The following is a 16,545-nucleotide window of genomic DNA, read 5'->3' as shown; positions in this document are numbered from 1 at the left end:
GAGTTGCAAAATGTTTGCGATTTATTGAGCGGGGCCAGCCTGCCTTCCGAAGACCGACTGCATCGTCAGGCCGATAGCCAAGAGATGAGCGTCTGAGTCGGACAATCCGTCTATTTCCAGACCAACCGGCAGCGCGCTGCGTGGGCCGAGCCCAATAGGAAGAGTCAAACCAGGCATGCGAGCATTGCTGCCCGGATCAGCGTTGCGGATCATTCGTGCAAACGCCGCGAAGGTAGTGGCTTGAGGTTCGCTTTTGATCGCGACCTCGGGCGAAGTCGGAAACACCAAGGCATCCAGGCGATTGTCCTGTATGACTCTCAGGTACATCTGCTTCAACGCCGGCATGCCTGTATTGATAGCCCAGTCGTAGGCGGGTGCCAGATCAACAAGATTGCCATTGGGGTCGGGAATTTTTTGTGGGGTAATGAACCGGTCAAAAATTTCGCGTACGTCGGGGCTGGATATCTGCGAAGCTAAGGTCTCAATGCTGACGCCGCTGCCGCTAATGGCCAGATAACGCTGGAGGTCTGTTTTGCCCTCGTACAAGGCAATCGGCATCCCCACTTTGGCATCCAGTTCGAACACCCCATACATTGAAATAGGTACGAGCTGGAAGCCGGCGGCCTCAAGCTTTTTAAGCGCCAGGTCAGCGACAACTGCCACCTCCGGCTCCAGGTCTTGCCAGAACTCGGCGGGTACACCCAGCCTTATCGCCGCGGCCTTCGGTGCTACTAATGGCTTGAGCCCGGTGATGACCTGATCCAGCAACACAACATCCTCGACGCTGCGTGCCATGGGCCCGGCTGTGTCACGTGTATGGGATATCGGTGTAATACCTTGCTGGCTGTAGCGCCCTACCGTAGGCCTGAAACCTACACAGCCATTCAGTGCACACGGCTGACGGATGGATCCTCCGGTATCAGTGCCCAAGGCTATGGGGACCAGCCTGGCGCCCACCGCACTGGCGCTACCAGAAGACGAACCTCCGGCAATCCGCGTAGGGTCGTAGGCGTTACGCACACCAACGACTCCGGGCTCATGAAACGCCGTGTTGTAGCCAGATGTGCCGTAAGCCAACTCCTGCATGTTGCTCTTACCGATGACAATCGCGCCTGCAGCTATCAGGCGATCAACGATGGGGGCGCTGGCGTTCGGATAAAAATTAGCCAGAGCGGGAGTTCCCGCACTATTGGCGAAACCTTTGACATGGATATTGTCCTTGATGGCAATAGGCACACCGCCCAAGGGCAGACAGGGTTTGTGCTGCTGCATGCTTTGGTCATAAGCATCCGCTTGTGCCAGAGCGGCACGTGCGTCAACCGAAATGAAGGCATTCAGGGCCTTATGAGTTTCTATCCGCGCTAGCCAGCCTTCCACCAATTGGCGGCTAGTGACGGTTTTCGAGCAGATCAACTTTGCCGCGTCTATACCGGTCAATTCATAAAAATCAGCCGGTAGTACCCCAGCACTCGATACACTGGCGGCCAATGCCAACGGTGGTCCCATACCCCATATCAACTGTCGCATCACTCGTGTCCTGTCCAGTTGTCGGGCCCAAATGCCCTGCCACTAAACTAACGAGCGTGCCGTTCGCTCGCTTCCTCATTAATGAGGAGGCCATACGAAAACTGTCGAGCCAGTTGAGTGCGATTGGCGCAGTCGAGTTTGCACATGGCATTGTTCAAGTGGGTACGAACAGTGGTGAAGGCAATGCCCAACTGTCGAGCGATTTCCTTGTCGCTCGCACCATTTGCGACCAATCGCGCAACATCGGCCTCACGCCCTGAAAGCCCTTGTGCAGAATGAATGGTCGGCGACAACGAACGCACGAAGTAAGGGGAAAGACTGTTGAGGATCCTTTCCTCCCTAAGTGTAAAGGGATGTCCTCCAGCACCCCGCCAAATACGCAAATCACCTACATCAACGCCACCATCGAAGAAGTAGATATTTATGCCATGGTACATACCGGCCGGCTTCAGAAAATCGACGTAGAATTCGCTGCCAAGGAGCTGCGGACGAGCGATCACATTGTCCACGTTCGTGGCCGACACGCAGGCGCGCAAGGCCGGAGTAACATTATCAGTCTGATAAAAGTATTGATCATAGTGATCCAGCGCCGCATCACTGATATTGACCGCAACGCTCTGGGTTGATTTCTTGCGTTGTGCATCCCAGACAAACGAGGCTGCATAGTCCGCGTCTACCAGCTCGGTCACTAGTTTAAGAACCTCCGCGCGCGCCTGAGCCTTACCACGATATTCGGAGAGCCGCCAGATAATCTCGGCGACGCACTCCACTTCCGACTTGCTCAAATCTTTCGTGACCATAGCGATGAGCACTCCCCGACCGTTTGCACCAACAGAACAACATGCGCACAGCAAGAATCAGTCCCTTGTGCAGGTTACGCAGATCAGCGTCTCAGAGTATCCGAAGGCTGCGAGCTTTCTCTCACGGATAAACGTTGAGGGAACAGACGCAAGCTGGAACCTTGCAAAGGTTCAACCGAGTTCTAGCTGCGCATACTCGGGGAAAGCTAATGTAGTGGCTACCGATGTGCTCATTGATGAGCGCGATAAAGCACACCGGCCCGCATTCTTGGAGACCTGGATGTGCTGACTCAAGAGGTGTGTATTCATGTCCGCATTTCTCTGATTATTGTTATGGACCACTAATCGTGCGCACCGAAAAACAGAGCGAAGGGGGTGACCCGACTTTACGGTCACATGAACGATATGAGCTGCGCTGCAACAGCACAAATAGATAGTTTAAAGAATGTATATAAGCCGTTCTTATAATCTGCACGATAGCCAAAAACTTAATAAAACTCCGAAGGTATCGGCATTGCGATTGATCCCCTCGGCAACGTAGGTTTATTACTCCGCCACGCTCGCTATCTGCAGGTTCATTTCGCTGACCACGCGGTGTGGCGTGGTGCCGAAGTAGATTTTTTTTGCTGAGCACAGTTTTTCCTTAGCACAGCGCTGTCGCAGCGGTAGCCTATTGTTTGACGGCCATATACTCCACCGCCGTAACACATGACGACTGACGCATCTTCAGAACTTACCACATCAAAAAACCATACTTGAGAGCCGATCTATGAGACCGCAACAATACCGCTAGCGCCCGCCTCGCCAGTTGGACTTTTGAACTGTGCAAAGTGTTCACCCCCCCACATGACGTGTTCTATATTTCAACACAAACAAGCAGCAAAAACACCTGACACCTCTAATAAAACCTTAAACATCATGATGTTGTGCAACTTTAGAATCATGGCATGCCATTTGCCATGGCATCCATGTCGAGGTGATGACATCAGGAAGGAGGGGTCCAGCGGTTTACTGACTCGAACACGCCTCAGCCAGCCCGTTAATACAATGAGCACGCGCCCGACAATAAGAACCTGACAACAGTGAAACTATAATAAAACTCCAAAAGGGGCATGACTTTGAAACCGACACCAACCAAAAACATCATCCTATTTTCTCTTCTGTCCGGCACACTTATAACCACTATATCGGCACATGCGTATGAGTTCTATAATCAGAACGGAACTACCGTCAGCGGGGATCTAGAAGCTGTCTTTGGCGCGATGCATAGCCAAAAAAACTATGGATTGCTAGGTACGCAGCGTGCAGGAAGTTCAAGCTGGCGTGAAGGCTATTTGAAGTATGGATTACACGGCAGCCAACAGATGGACAACTTTGGCAGCATGTACGGTGCGTTCAGCATGGTGTCTTCAGCGACGTGGGGGGACGGCGATGCTGGCGGCTTTACGAAGGGCACAGAACGGCGAACAGCAGTAGAGGATGCCTATTTGGGATGGCGTTCAGATACGTTATTCCCTGCGCTTGGAGAAAATGGCATCGACATCTCCTTCGGCAGCCAGAAGATCGTTGTGGGCGATGGATTTTTAATCAATGGTGACGCGGTGAGCCTTGGTGATGTCGCATTGGGCGAAGATTACGATCGAGGGGGCGCTTTCTACATCGCCCCCCGAAAGGCGTTCGACCACACTGCGGTTCTGCGCTTAGGCGGGGATAAAGGCTGGCGCGGAGACTTGATGTGGCTAAGGTCTGATAACCCGGCCCAAGCTGAAACAGAGCTTACCATTGCCACGCTCGAACACATTTCTGAACCTGGCACGCTTGGTCTGACTTATATCCGTACTTCGGATGTGAATGAGCGGTTTGCTACACCAGCTCAATTGTCCCGAGAAGGGATGGAAACGATAAGCCTGCGAGGTAATGGCTCACTGGGTGTCAAAGATCTTAATCTTTCTTTCGAATACGCTTCGCAAGACAGCAGTCAGGGCAGTGAAAACGCGTGGTACCTTGAAAGCAGCTGGAATTTTTCTGACACTTTCTGGACACCGACGCTCACCTATCGCTTTAGCCGTTTCTCAGAAAATTTTGACCCCTTGTTTTATGGAATGAGCCGTGGTTATGGCACATGGTACCAAGGCGAAGTGGCATCCAACTATGCAGGCCCACTTAATAGCAATACACGTGTGCATCATGTCGGATTAAAAATTACCCCCAGAGAAGACTTGACCATCGGCGCGTTGTATTTCGACTTTAACTCCATCAATAAGAACTTAGGCAATTTTGATGGCCGAGAATTGGACATTTACGCAGAGTGGCGTGTCGACGAACACTGGACAGTGAGCCCCGTCTTGGGATTATTCAAACCGGAGCGGTCGGGGTCTGAAGGGGGCTCGCAGTTGGGTGGCAACGGCACCAGTACTTACACTCAACTGATAATTGCTACTGTTTTTTAATCATGCATAAACTCAAGAGCCGGTTGTTACCAAGACACCGGTTCTTGACGCCTACTATTCACCCAGAGAGCGATAGCCTACTCAATCCTTAGCTTTCGATAAATCGACCGCGGCGACGCCCAATCACAGTGGCGTAGTCTTACGTTGCCTCGGTTGGCATCCGAGGAGTCCTGGATTTAATTCCTTTAACGATTTCGCGCTGCGTTTCTATTCCACTTGCTCCCCTTAGAAAATGTTCGGAGAATCAAAAACCCTTGATCGGCCACGGCGACCGCCAAGCGAACAACCGGCTCCAACTGCCTGATATTTCCACGCCATTCTTGCTGCTCGATCAGCTCCAAAGCCTCAGGTTGCCAGGAACCTCCCTGTATCCTCAATTTCAGCCAGCAGCAGTGTTCCGCCATATGGCCATACATCCAGCGTATTGAGGGACAGCTTAACACCTGGGGTAGTCATGTTGCTGAAGCAGGCCAAGTTGCCTGTGGCGAAATAGCGCACCCGGGGAAATTTACTTCATTCGTTTAAGCGGGCTAAATAAACGTCCCTTCGCGGCGATTTCATTTATGAGTTCTTGGAAACGCATCAGTCCCTGGATTGCTTGCCTGGCCGTCTTGCTCAACCTGGTCGCCATGCCGCTGAGCCGTGCGATGCAGACGCCGGACGTACGCCTGATGCTTTGGGCTGGGTTCTGTTCAGGCGGCAACATGGGAGCCCTGCCTAAAGACCTCGGCAAGGCCATCGATGCCCTGGAGATTCCTCAGTCTAAACCTGCCATGCAACACGGTGACTGCTGTTGTGGGCATGCCGGATTGGCAGCTCTACCGTCCAATTACTACCGGCATTTCCTACCGCAGTACACCGCCAACACTGCCCTCGAAAACCCTGTACTTCCGACACTGCATCCACGCATTCGCTGGCCCAGCCTAAGTCCACGCGCCTCCCCTTTCACCTGATCACACCACCGCTGACACCGCGTGGTGCTGCCCTCATTTAAATCCTTTCAGCGACCTCCGTTGGACGCTGAAAGCCCTTAAAGTTTCTTGATATCAGGAAATGCGTGCTATGCCTGCTCCGATTACTTTGCTTCAAGCAAAGCGTTTGTCTGTGTCCCGCTCCATGTGGCCTCTATTTTCGATGGGCATGCTTGCATTAAGTCCGCTGTCCCTGGCATTAGCCGAAGCCGACAAAGCCGAAAGTTCAACGCTGACCCTCGGCGCGGTGAGTATCCAAGGCTCGGCCAGCGGCACGCTGAACGCCAGCAGTGTTCTGAGCTCCGTAGACATCCTAGGCGCGGACTTCCTTGAAAAATTACCGGTCAACTACAGTTGGGAGCTGTTCAGCCGCGCCCCAGGTGTGATGTTGACTGAATTCAATCAAGGCACTACCTCCGGCAAAATCTCCTTCCGAGGCTTTAACGGCGAAGGGGAAGTGAACGCTGTCAAATTGCTGATCGATGGAATCCCAAGCAACAGCAACGACGGCAACATGCCGTACATGGACATGATTTTCCCCATGGAGCTGGACAGTATCGAGGTGGTACGTGGCACCAGTGATGCGCGTTATGGCCTGAATAACATTGCCGGCAACGTCAATATGCTGACCCGCACGGGTGGCGACTACAACAAAACGCGGCTGCGTTATGGCAGCTTCGATACCCAGGAGGCCCAACTCGCCAAGGGTATTCAGAGCAGCAACTGGACGCAAAACTATTTCTTCGCCTATCAGAAATCCGACGGCTACCGAGATCACGCTGAAGCGGACAAGTTTTCAATGTCGGGGAAATGGTTCTACACGCCGGACGATGATAGTTACCGCATCGGTCTGATTGCTCGTCATTACGAAACCGAGGCTCAGGAGCCAGGCTATCTGGCTGAGGACGATGCTCGACATCATCCGGAAATGACCAACAGCTTCAACGCGACGGACAAAGGCACGCGGCGCATGAACCAGGTCAGTGTGCATTTCGATACCGACCTAGCCGATACGCTCGCTTGGTCAGCGAAGACCTACGTCAACACCTTCGACGACAGGCGCTGGACGCAATATTGGCGCACAAGCTCGCAGCAAGAGCGCGACACATACGAGACGCAGTATGGCGCCCTCACCTCTCTTACCTGGCGCCCGGATTTCAGTTGGCTCTACGATTTCGCCCTCGAAGGCGGTGCGGACGTGCAACAGCAGCAGAACAAAAGTGAGCGCTATCGCACCAAAGACCGCGAGCGTCTGGCGACCACGCGCGACCAGAAATTTGATTTCGATACTTACGGCGCGTATGTCCAGGCCGAGATTAAACCGTTCGAGTCGTTGAAAATCGTACCGGCATACCGGGTCGACAAGATCCAGGGCGACTTCACCAACGAAATGACCGGCTCGGATTACGACATCAACGATTACGGACCGATCAAGCAGCCGAAGATCAGCATTGTCTATTCCCCGTGGGACGTCGCCAGCTTGTACGCGAACTGGGGGCGAACCTTTCAAGTGGGCACTGGAGCGGCGGCTTACAAGATTCCACCCAGGGATACTGACTTGGCTCCGTCGATCAACGAAGGCTGGGAAACCGGTATCAAGTTCACGCCGGCTGACTGGGTGGATGGACGCGTCGCATACTGGCAGCAAGAGGCATCAGGAGAAGTCAGTCGCAGACTGAACGATCCAAGCGGCGAGTCCGATAACGTGGGTGAAACTCGGCGGTGGGGTTATGACTTACAAATGAACCTGCACCCTAACGACCGCACCGAAATATGGATGGCCTACTCTTGGCAGTACTCGAAAATACTCCAGCCGAGCGCCACGTTGCCTAACAGCAAAAGCCAGGAAATTGACCACATCCCGCGTCACCTTTACAACGCCGGCATTAGCTATGACGCGACGCCGGCATTACAGCTGACTGCCTGGATGAACGGCCAGACTAATTATTACTTGGAGCGAGAAAACACGAAGGGGACTTATGGCGGTTACGTGTTGATGAACCTCGGTGCGACCTACAAGTTCACGCGGTCAGTGAGCGTCGACCTACAGTTGAAAAACCTCACAAACCGATATTACGAATACGTCTGGTACGACCCGGACGGTGCCCAGGCATCTCTGCATTCCCCGGGTGATGGGCGCGCGCTATACACCGGGGTGACCGTGGACTTCTGATGTAGAACATTGCTGAGGCCCTTTAGGCCTCAGCAGCTTAACGTTAGGTCATTGTCCCGTCTTTACGCCTAGTGACAATAAGCGCTCAATCTTTGCAGTTGCTTCACGCATCAGACTGGTTAGCATCGGTAGATCACGCTCATCTTTACGGTATTGAGGAATGGTCGCTGAGATTGACCCTCGAATTTTACCATCGACAAAAAAAGGTACAGCCAAACCAAAAGCGCCTAGTACACGTTCACCTTCACCGGTAGCCCAGCCTCGCTCTTTTATGGTCACCAATTCTTCCTTAAGCACCTTGCGGGAAGTAATCGTCGCATCGGTAATCTTTACAAGCTTAAGAGAGTCAACCAAGTGGGGGGCGCAGTAAGCCAGTACAGCCTTGCCGGCAGCACCGGCATAGAGCGGAACGTCCACATTCACTTGGAGCTTATATTGAATAGGTCTCCATCCCTGTATGACGTCAAGAAATTCGGCCTTTTCAGTCACTTCATCGAATGAAAGAAGCGCTATCGTCTCGCCGGTCTCTTGAACTAATGTAGACAGGATCTTCCTAGTAATATCAGCGAGATTGCGATGAGCGGAGTTCATCCTGGCCGTCCATTGATAGAGCCTTGGGCCTGGATACAAGGTGCCGCCAACCAAACTGACCAGTTCGGCTTCAACGCCTGATTGTATCAGTCGTTTAGCCGTAGCCGCATTGCAAAGAAGCTGATCGTACAATTCAACAGAATTAATTAATCCATCAGGGAAGATACAGGCAAGCAGGAGAAGTCTTTCAAGTCGATCAACCGTAGATTTATTATCTTTCGTGGAGAGAGCGGGATAAGCCTGAAGCTTCTGAAATGTCTTCGACTCGATATCACCCGTTATCTCTTCGATAACTCGCAGCACATCAGCATCCAACGGCCGTCGTATTCTTGAGTCTGCACTACCAGCGGAGTGGACAGAGACTGATATGATTAGCCCGCTCGCTATCCTTTCTACAACAATTGATAACGCGCTGGGAAACTCAGACTCCGATAGCAGCCCAAGTGCATTATCAGTCCGAAAAATATACTCCAGATCGCCCCTCTCATCTTGCGGGGGGGTACATAAAGCATTTGCGTCGAGATAGTTAGCCAACTGTCTACCAATGTCTCCAAAGCTCAATGGATAGACCACGCCTAACTGAGGCCTGAACGTGAGTGTCGCTTCGGCTTCGCTACAAGCTGCGATGAAATAACCTCTGCTGCGAGGGCAGTAGATAGAAACAAGAGCTGTGCACTTAGAGGCTTCAGCAAGTTGACCAAGCGATTTTCCACGTAGTCCGAGAAGTACACTTGAATCACTGAGCGCTTTCGTTAGGACGTCAATTCTAGGCCCTACGCTGTACTTGCCATCGCCCGCCTCGCTAGCGAACCCTATATCGACCAGAGAGACCAGAATCCGATTAACGGTACTCCGGCTCTCGGAAAGCTCTGCCGCAAGCTCTCGAACGCCCCAAGGCTCTCCATTGGTTCGTTTCACAAGTGCGTCCACTACCTGGATCAACCGGGTATGGCTGGATGCTGGGGCTACCAGCGAAGACGTAGTGATAGAGCGGTTTGTTTGAGGCATCGCAAGTCAGATTGAAGGTTCGGGCCCCCATTCTGGGGTCTAAAGCCGCCCTACCGCAAATCACACTTGGCTGTTGACAACTGTCCCGGCGTTCTAGAAGCTAGATAAAACAAGAGCAGGACACTGTCCCATTTTTTGAATGAGGCAGACAATCCGACAACCGAGGTGCCCATGAACAACAATAACGTTATGGCCGAGCCCGTTTCACTGGCCGTTGAAGAAACGGAACAAACGAGAAGAGCCAAGAAAGCCACAAGGGCCGCTGTATTTGGGACTTTCGTTGAGTATTACGACTTCAGCGTGTACGGGTATGTCGCAGCAACGCTCGCGATGGTTTTCTTCCCTTCGGACAATGCAACGATTGGCCTGCTGAATACCTTTCTAGTATTCGGGTCTGCCTTTCTGGTAAGGCCGCTCGGTGCAATTGCTTTCGGCTGGCTTGGTGACAAGGTAGGAAGGCGCTTCAGCCTGATCGCCAGCATCACCTTAATGGGAGCTGCAGCCACGCTCATTGGCCTGCTGCCCGGCTATGCGCAGATTGGCGTTTGGGCACCAATACTGCTAGTTGTTCTGCGCATGCTCCAAGGGTTCTCCGCAGGTGGCGAAATCGGCGGCGCTGCGAGCTACATCCGTGAGTGGGCACCACCTAAACGCCGCGCGTTGTACATATCCTTCCTTCCCTCCATCGCTCAGTTCGGTAAAGGTTTGGCGGCGGCAATTGCCGGTCTCGCAGCGGCAACTCTCACGGATCCAGAAATGCTCTCCTGGGGCTGGCGTATTCCGTTCCTGCTGGCTCTGCCGCTGGGAATCATCGGTCTTTACATGCGACTGAGCATTGAGGACAGCCCTGAGTTCGCATCGAAGAAAAACGATGCGGAAGTCAAAAAAGGTCAGCCCTTTGCTGAGCTGATTCGGGACTATCGCAAGCCTTTAGCAAAAGTGATCATGATCTCGATGGTGCAGAACATCGGCACATACATCGGCACCGTATTCATCGCGGCGTACTTCAGCTCGATCTTGGGATACTCGAAAGGTGAAGCATCCACTATTGTATTGATTGCAGTGATTCTCGCTGCATTTTTGATCCCTCTTGCTGGCCAGCTGGGTTCCTATCGCGGCGGCAGATCAGTCCTGCGGTATGCCTACGTGGCTTATGCCGTGTTGTCGATACCCTCGTTCATGCTCATGCAGCAAGGCTCGGTCAATCTGGCAATTGCTGGGCTGGCGCTCGGCATGATCCCTTACGCGCTCTGCCAAGCCGGCACCTATTCGGTAATGCCGGAGTTTTTCCCGATGCACATCCGCCACACCGGCGTCGCATTCGGCCACAGCGTAGGCGCCGTTATCGGCGGAGGTTCAGGCCCATTCCTGGCGACCTGGCTGATCGGAGCCACCGGTAATCAGTCCACCCCCGCATTCATCTTGTGCGCATCAGGTCTCTTGGGGCTGATCGTTATCTCGACCGTTCGTAAAAATGCGCCGGCGGCTAGCGATGACGTCAATACCCACCAATTCTCATAAGGTGACGATCATGTCTTTGATTTATGTGACTAGCCCGATCCATCCAGAAGTACTACAGGCCCTTTCTTCGGTGGGCGAAGTTCGACTCGGCTATGGCCCAAATGCTGTGCCTTACTCGGAAATTCAAAACGAGGTAGACGCGGTATTTTTACGCGGCGGCCATATCTCCGCCGAGATGATCGCGGCCTCCCCTAAGCTTCGCATCGTAGCTCGTCATGGTGCGGGGTACGACAACGTCGACTACAAAGCGGCAGCAGAGCTGGGGGTCTGGGTAACCAATACGCCTGGCGCGAACAGAAGAAGTGTTGTGGAGCATGTATTTGCTCTGCTGCTGGGTATTAGCCGCAAGGTTCAACTGGCAACTGATCAAACCCGCAACAATATTTGGGCGCAAGATCGACTGTCGCTTACAGGAATCGAGCTCGAAGGGCGCACCTTGGGCCTGATTGGATTCGGCGACATTGGTCGGCATGTTGCGCCAGTTGCTGAAGCTTTCGGAATGAAGGTTCTGGCGACTGATCCTGCTTATGACACGAGTTTTGATAAGCGCTTGGTAGATCTCGACACGTTGTTGACCCAAGCAGACGTCGTGAGCCTCCACGTGCCTCTGCAGGCAGGCACCGAGAACCTGATCAGCGGAGCTGAAATCGAGAAGATGAAAACCGGCGCTATCTTGATCAACACCAGTCGCGGCGGAGTGATCGATGAAGCAGCTGTTGCTGATGCCCTGCGTAGCGGCAAGCTGGGTGGCGCGGGTATCGACGTTCTAGCTGCAGAAAACACGGACATGATCACTCCATTCAGTTGCAACACGTTCCCTGTTGCTGACCTTCCGAACCTGCTCGTCACTCCCCACGTTGCCGGGCAAACAAATGAATCGCTGCTTCGGGTTGGCATGAGCGCAGTAGAGGCTATTTCTGCTGTCTTGCGCGGCGGATCCCCGCTCCACCCAGTCAACAAACCAGTACCTAAAAACGTTCAACTAATAGCGTTCTAAACGGATTTACGCCGAGGCCACCATGTTTATCAACGTATCTGATGAAAGCATCACCGTGAGCGAAGATTGGGAACGCGCGTCCCTTGAACACATTGAAGAGATATCGCATTACCCGGTCGCACTGATCGGCGATGTATTGCAGCGCCTGGGGATGATGGCTTCCGCTATCCACCATGTTGCAGGTAAAGCTTCTTTCTACGGAACGGTACTGCCTATCCTCACTTGGGAAGGTGACAATCTGGCCATCCACAGGGCATTGGACGATGCCAAGCCAGGTGATGTTCTAGTGATCAACGGTAACGGTGAAACCAACCGTGCGGTCTTTGGTGATCTGCTGGGTGAGGTGTGTCTGATTCGCAACGTCGCAGCGGTGGTCATCGACGGCGCGGTTCGAGATGTGGAGGAGCTGAGCGCTATGGGGCTGCCAACCTATGCGCGCGCCGTGAATCCAGCCGGCCCATCCAAATACGGCCCCGGGCAGGTAGGTGCGCCCGTCGCTTGCGGCAATGTGGTTTGCAACCCGGGCGACGCAATTTTGGGAGACAAAGACGGAATCATCGTTATCAGTCGCCACTTGGTTCCATCGCTCGCCGGGAAGCTCAAAGTCCAGGATGGGATAGAGAACAGTTTCAGGGAAAAAGTCCGAGCGAGCATTCGCTGAGGATCGGTGAAGACATAAGGGAGGTCATATCAAGCCTCCTTTATACAACCCCACATTCAAACCGACCGTCACGACCGCATGCACGTAGCGTGCTGGTCAAACCACAAAACAAAACACCGAAAAACATAAAAATACGGGAGGAAGAACTCAGTAGCCTGGATCAGGCTGGCGTTAGAGGCATTCGATTCAACCTGAGCTTCGGCGGACCCGAAATCGAGGAGCTGGAACGCCTCGCTTCAAGGGACAATGAACTCGACTGGCACGTGCGGCTGGTGTCGCCAGGCGATCAATTGCCGGGGTTAGAATCCGAATTACTCAAACTGCCATGCCGATTGGTGATTGATCATCTGGGCCAACTTGCTCAATCCGGCGGCGTCACGTCCGATGGCTTTTCGGCAATTTCAAGATTGCTCGCTACAGGTCGCGTTTGGACGAAACTGTCCGCTCCCTACAACACCTCAAAGAGCGGCGCACCTGAATACTTTGACTTTGGGCAGGTTGCTTCAGCACTCGTGAAACTGAAAGCCGAAGGTTAATGTGGAAAAGCGATTGGCCTCACCCGACAATGAAATTCGATAAACCCGACGATGCCAAAATTCTCGATCTTCTAGCGATTTGGGAGCCCAAAGATGGTGACCGGCGACTCATCCTTCGAGAAAACGCGGTCAAGCTTTACGGCTTTGATGCCTGATCGTCCATACAGGCTAAAGGCATCGCCGTTCTCCCCTTCCGACAAATTAGCTAGTCAAAAAACCGCATGCCGGTTGGAGTTTTATCATGATCGCACGGTTGCTTCCGTCCAAAAATCAAAGCGTGAAATACGGCTTATTTCTAAGGCAGCTCAGTAAAGCGGGCTTTCAGGGAGAAGTCGCCTACAGCTACGGCCAGCGGACGGTGCTTGCAACTGACAACTCGATTTATCAACGTCTACCCCAAGCAGCCGTGTTCCCCCTGAATGCTCAGGACGTAGAGATTCTCGCGACCCTGGCGGCTCATCCCAAGCATAGATCTGTCGTGCTGACACCACGAGGTGGTGGCACCGGCACCAACGGTCAGTCTTTGACTGATGGCATCGTCGTGGACATGTCACGTCACATGAACACCATCTTGGAAATCAATGCTGAAGAGCGATGGGTTCGCGTCCAAAGTGGTGTGGTGAAAGATCAATTAAATGCTGCGCTTAAACCTTACGGGCTTTTCTTCGCACCGGAATTGTCCACCTCCAACCGAGCAACTATCGGCGGCATGATCAACACCGATGCCAGTGGCCAAGGCAGCTGTACCTATGGCAAAACCCGCGACCACGTTCTAGAGCTTTCTACGGTTTTGCTGGGTGGTGAGTTACTCCACAGCGCGCTACTCGGGGAAAATGCTCTGGAGCAAGAAACTGCGCGTAGAGATCGGATCGGTAAGATTTACCGGTGTGCGGTCGACATCGCGGATAATCAGGCAGATCTGATTGAGCGAACCTTTCCTAAATTAAACCGCTGCCTCACTGGCTATGACCTGGCGCATCTCCGCGAACAAGGTGATCGCTTCAACCTAAACAGCGTGTTGTGTGGTTCCGAAGGTTCCCTAGGCTTCATCGTTGAGGCCAAACTCAACGTCTTGCCGATTCCGAAGTGTTCCGTCCTTGTCAATGTGCGTTATGCCGGCTTCATGGACGCGTTGCGCGACGCGAAGGCGTTGATGCTGCTCAAGCCGTTATCGATTGAGACCGTTGATTCCAAAGTTTTGATGCTGGCGATGAAGGACATCGTCTGGCATGGCGTTGCCGAATACTTTCCCGAAGATCCAGACACACCCATCTTGGGCATCAACCTCATTGAGTTCAGTGGGGATGATGAAACCACCGTCCAGCAGAGCGTTCAGGACTTTGTCTTGCATCTGCAGCGCGACACCTCCGTGGTGCGCTTGGGGCATACGCTCGCCATAGGTGCCGACGCACTTAAGCGCATTTACGCGATGCGTAAGCGGGCGGTTGGACTGCTTGGCAACGTTAAAGGTGAGGCGAGACCGCAACCTTTTGTGGAAGACACCGCCGTACCTCCTGAGAATCTTGCGGATTTCATCCAGGAGTTCCGTGCACTGTTGGACAGCTATGAATTGCAATACGGAATGTTCGGCCATGTCGATGCTGGTGTACTGCATGTGCGACCAATTCTCGACATGAAAGACCCCGTCCAGGCTGCACTGATCCGCCCCATTTCCGACGCTGTTGCCGCCCTGACTCAAAAGCATGGCGGCTTGTTGTGGGGCGAGCACGGGAAGGGATTGAGATCGCATTATGTCCCAGATTACTTCGGTGACCTTTACCCTGCGCTACAGGATTTGAAGGCTGCTTTCGATCCGTACAACCAACTTAACCCTGGAAAAATCGCGACCCCCAAGACGGTGCCTGAAGCTCGGCTCACTCAGGTAGATGGCGTTGAGTTACGAGGCGACTTAGACCGGACAATCGACGAACGCGTATGGCGAAGCTACGACGCTGCTGTCCACTGCAATGGGAATGGCGCCTGCTACAACTTTGACCCAGACGACGCCATGTGCCCCTCGTGGAAAGGAACCCGTGACCGTGTTCACTCACCGAAAGGACGTGCCTCTCTGATTCGAGAATGGCTGAGACTTCAGGGCCGACAAGGCGTTGATGTGTTGACGCCGAGTGATCACATTCGATCAACCAGCAACGTCGTCAGTATCGCAAAACGAACCGTCAATTCGGTCGCGCAAAAGATGGGACAGCAAGACTTTTCCCACGAAGTCTATGAGGCAATGGCTGGCTGCCTTGCGTGTAAGTCCTGCGTGGGGCAATGCCCGGTCAAAGTCAACGTGCCTGAATTCCGCTCTCGGTTTTTGGAGCTGTACCACAGTCGCTATCTGCGCCCGTTGAAGGACTACCTGATCGGCTCGCTGGAATACACGATTCCCTACATCGCTCGTGCCCCCCGTATGTACAACTTCGTCATGACCGCCCGCCCTGTACGCTTCATTCTTGAGCACGTGGCCGGAATGGTCGACAGCCCACTGCTCAGCATCACGGACTTCGACGCTGTATGCCGTCGTTGGAACGTTCAGATTTCAACGCCAGAGCTGCTGTCGACATTGGGTAAGCAGCAGCGTGCTCGCAGCGTAATCATCGTCCAGGATGCCTTTACCCGTCATTTCGAAACCCCTGTGCTGTCGGACTGGATCGAACTGATCTCAAGGCTTGGCTACCAGGTTTACATCGCGCCTTTTGCCCCCAACGGTAAGCCGCTTCAGGTGCAAGGCTTTATCAAAGCTTTTGAAAAAGCGGCACGTTTCAACAGTGCAGCTTTGCTTCAGCTTCAGCGTTACGAAATACCGTTGGTTGGACTCGATCCTGCGATGACGCTGGTGTATCGCCAGGAGTATGCGAAAACGCTGAGCAGCGACAAAACGCCCACCGTTCTACTGCCCCAAGAGTGGCTCGCGGGTGCGCTTCCAAAACCACAGAGCATCAAAGATGCCGCTCCCTATTATTTCCTTCCCCACTGCACTGAAAAAACAAATGAGCCCAGCAGTGTCGCCCTTTGGCAGCAAGTCTACGAGCGTATGGGGCTGAAACTGAGCGTGCAAGCCAGCGGATGCTGTGGCATGTCCGGCACCTATGGGCATGAGACAAAGAACGCTGGCACTTCTGTGGTGATTTACAAACAGTCGTGGGGGCCGCTTGTGACGAAATTTAATGCCTCAGGCCGGTTATTGGCCGACGGATATTCTTGCCGAAGCCAGGTGAAACGACAGGACGGTGTGACCATCTTGCATCCGCTGCAGGCGCTGCTCGCTGTGGTCAGAGATGATACTGCCTGACCATGGGGAGATTGC

At 53.4% G+C, this 16,545-nt stretch carries 12 protein-coding genes; 9 read left to right on the top strand and 3 right to left on the bottom strand.

Going from position 1 to position 16,545, the window contains the following annotated elements; translation table 11 throughout:
• Window positions 1–21: 21 nt before the first annotated feature.
• Window positions 22–1,527: an indoleacetamide hydrolase gene (gene iaaH / locus GH769_RS09965; RefSeq protein ID WP_218584666.1), complete on the bottom strand. Its 1,506-nt coding sequence runs from the start codon at window positions 1,525–1,527 to the stop codon at window positions 22–24.
• Between the two features lie 47 nt (window positions 1,528–1,574).
• Window positions 1,575–2,327 (bottom strand): helix-turn-helix transcriptional regulator, encoded by a 753-nt coding sequence (locus GH769_RS09960; RefSeq protein WP_256670316.1) that lies wholly within the window; start codon window positions 2,325–2,327, stop codon window positions 1,575–1,577.
• Between the two features lie 1,118 nt (window positions 2,328–3,445).
• Here GH769_RS09960 and GH769_RS09955 point away from each other — a divergent pair.
• The 3 genes from GH769_RS09955 (at window position 3,446) to GH769_RS09945 (ending at window position 7,921) form a co-directional block, all read left to right on the top strand.
• Window positions 3,446–4,777: a hypothetical protein gene (locus GH769_RS09955; protein WP_372242389.1), complete on the top strand. Its 1,332-nt coding sequence runs from the start codon at window positions 3,446–3,448 to the stop codon at window positions 4,775–4,777.
• Between the two features lie 563 nt (window positions 4,778–5,340).
• Window positions 5,341–5,730, top strand: a complete 390-nt coding sequence (locus GH769_RS09950) for a DUF2946 domain-containing protein (protein WP_153649686.1) — start codon at window positions 5,341–5,343, stop codon at window positions 5,728–5,730.
• Between the two features lie 181 nt (window positions 5,731–5,911).
• Window positions 5,912–7,921 (top strand): TonB-dependent receptor, encoded by a 2,010-nt coding sequence (locus tag GH769_RS09945; RefSeq protein WP_372242398.1) that lies wholly within the window; start codon window positions 5,912–5,914, stop codon window positions 7,919–7,921.
• Between the two features lie 48 nt (window positions 7,922–7,969).
• On the opposite strand, the gene GH769_RS09940 is transcribed toward GH769_RS09945, so the two are convergent.
• Window positions 7,970–9,430, bottom strand: a complete 1,461-nt coding sequence (locus tag GH769_RS09940; protein WP_178128919.1) for an IclR family transcriptional regulator C-terminal domain-containing protein — start codon at window positions 9,428–9,430, stop codon at window positions 7,970–7,972.
• A 261-nt stretch (window positions 9,431–9,691) separates the two neighbouring features.
• Here GH769_RS09940 and GH769_RS09935 point away from each other — a divergent pair, with 261 nt between their 5' ends.
• The 6 genes from GH769_RS09935 to GH769_RS09910 all read left to right on the top strand — a co-directional run bounded on the left by GH769_RS09935 (window position 9,692) and on the right by GH769_RS09910 (window position 16,530).
• Window positions 9,692–11,041 carry an MFS transporter gene (locus GH769_RS09935; RefSeq protein ID WP_153649683.1) on the top strand — a complete coding sequence of 450 codons (1,350 nt, stop codon included), beginning with the start codon at window positions 9,692–9,694 and terminating at the stop codon, window positions 11,039–11,041.
• Between the two features lie 10 nt (window positions 11,042–11,051).
• A complete protein-coding gene (locus GH769_RS09930; RefSeq protein WP_153649682.1) occupies window positions 11,052–12,038 on the top strand; it encodes a hydroxyacid dehydrogenase in 987 nt (328 codons plus the stop codon).
• Between the two features lie 22 nt (window positions 12,039–12,060).
• A complete protein-coding gene (locus GH769_RS09925; protein ID WP_153649681.1) occupies window positions 12,061–12,699 on the top strand; it encodes an RraA family protein in 639 nt (212 codons plus the stop codon).
• Between the two features lie 89 nt (window positions 12,700–12,788).
• Entirely contained in the window at window positions 12,789–13,235 is a 447-nt protein-coding gene (locus tag GH769_RS09920; protein ID WP_178128918.1) for an amidohydrolase family protein, read from the top strand.
• A complete protein-coding gene (locus GH769_RS29395; RefSeq protein ID WP_153649679.1) occupies window positions 13,235–13,390 on the top strand; it encodes an amidohydrolase family protein in 156 nt (51 codons plus the stop codon). Before GH769_RS09920 ends, GH769_RS29395 begins: the two co-directional genes overlap by 1 nt.
• Window positions 13,391–13,476: 86 nt before the next feature.
• On the top strand, window positions 13,477–16,530 hold the full coding sequence (locus GH769_RS09910; RefSeq protein WP_153649678.1) for an FAD-binding and (Fe-S)-binding domain-containing protein: 3,054 nt from the start codon (window positions 13,477–13,479) through the stop codon (window positions 16,528–16,530).
• Window positions 16,531–16,545 lie beyond the last annotated feature (15 nt).

It is taken from the genome of Pseudomonas sp. CFSAN084952, from assembly GCF_009648855.1.
GTDB classification, from domain to species: domain Bacteria; phylum Pseudomonadota; class Gammaproteobacteria; order Pseudomonadales; family Pseudomonadaceae; genus Aquipseudomonas; species Aquipseudomonas paracarnis.
Note: the sequence above shows the minus strand (reverse complement) of the source record. Positions and strands in the feature narration are given on the sequence as shown.

Excerpts from the sequence above, each read along its gene's own strand:
- iaaH (WP_218584666.1), bottom strand. The coding sequence starts at position 1,527 with ATGCGACAGTTGATATGGGGTATGGGACCACCGTTGGCATTGGCCGCC.
- GH769_RS09960 (WP_256670316.1), bottom strand. The coding sequence starts at position 2,327 with ATGGTCACGAAAGATTTGAGCAAGTCGGAAGTGGAGTGCGTCGCCGAG.
- GH769_RS09950 (WP_153649686.1), top strand. The coding sequence starts at position 5,341 with ATGAGTTCTTGGAAACGCATCAGTCCCTGGATTGCTTGCCTGGCCGTC.
- GH769_RS09945 (WP_372242398.1), top strand. The coding sequence starts at position 5,912 with ATGGGCATGCTTGCATTAAGTCCGCTGTCCCTGGCATTAGCCGAAGCC.
- GH769_RS09935 (WP_153649683.1), top strand. The coding sequence starts at position 9,692 with ATGAACAACAATAACGTTATGGCCGAGCCCGTTTCACTGGCCGTTGAA.
- GH769_RS09930 (WP_153649682.1), top strand. The coding sequence starts at position 11,052 with ATGTCTTTGATTTATGTGACTAGCCCGATCCATCCAGAAGTACTACAG.
- GH769_RS09925 (WP_153649681.1), top strand. The coding sequence starts at position 12,061 with ATGTTTATCAACGTATCTGATGAAAGCATCACCGTGAGCGAAGATTGG.
- GH769_RS29395 (WP_153649679.1), top strand. The coding sequence starts at position 13,235 with ATGTGGAAAAGCGATTGGCCTCACCCGACAATGAAATTCGATAAACCC.
- GH769_RS09910 (WP_153649678.1), top strand. The coding sequence starts at position 13,477 with ATGATCGCACGGTTGCTTCCGTCCAAAAATCAAAGCGTGAAATACGGC.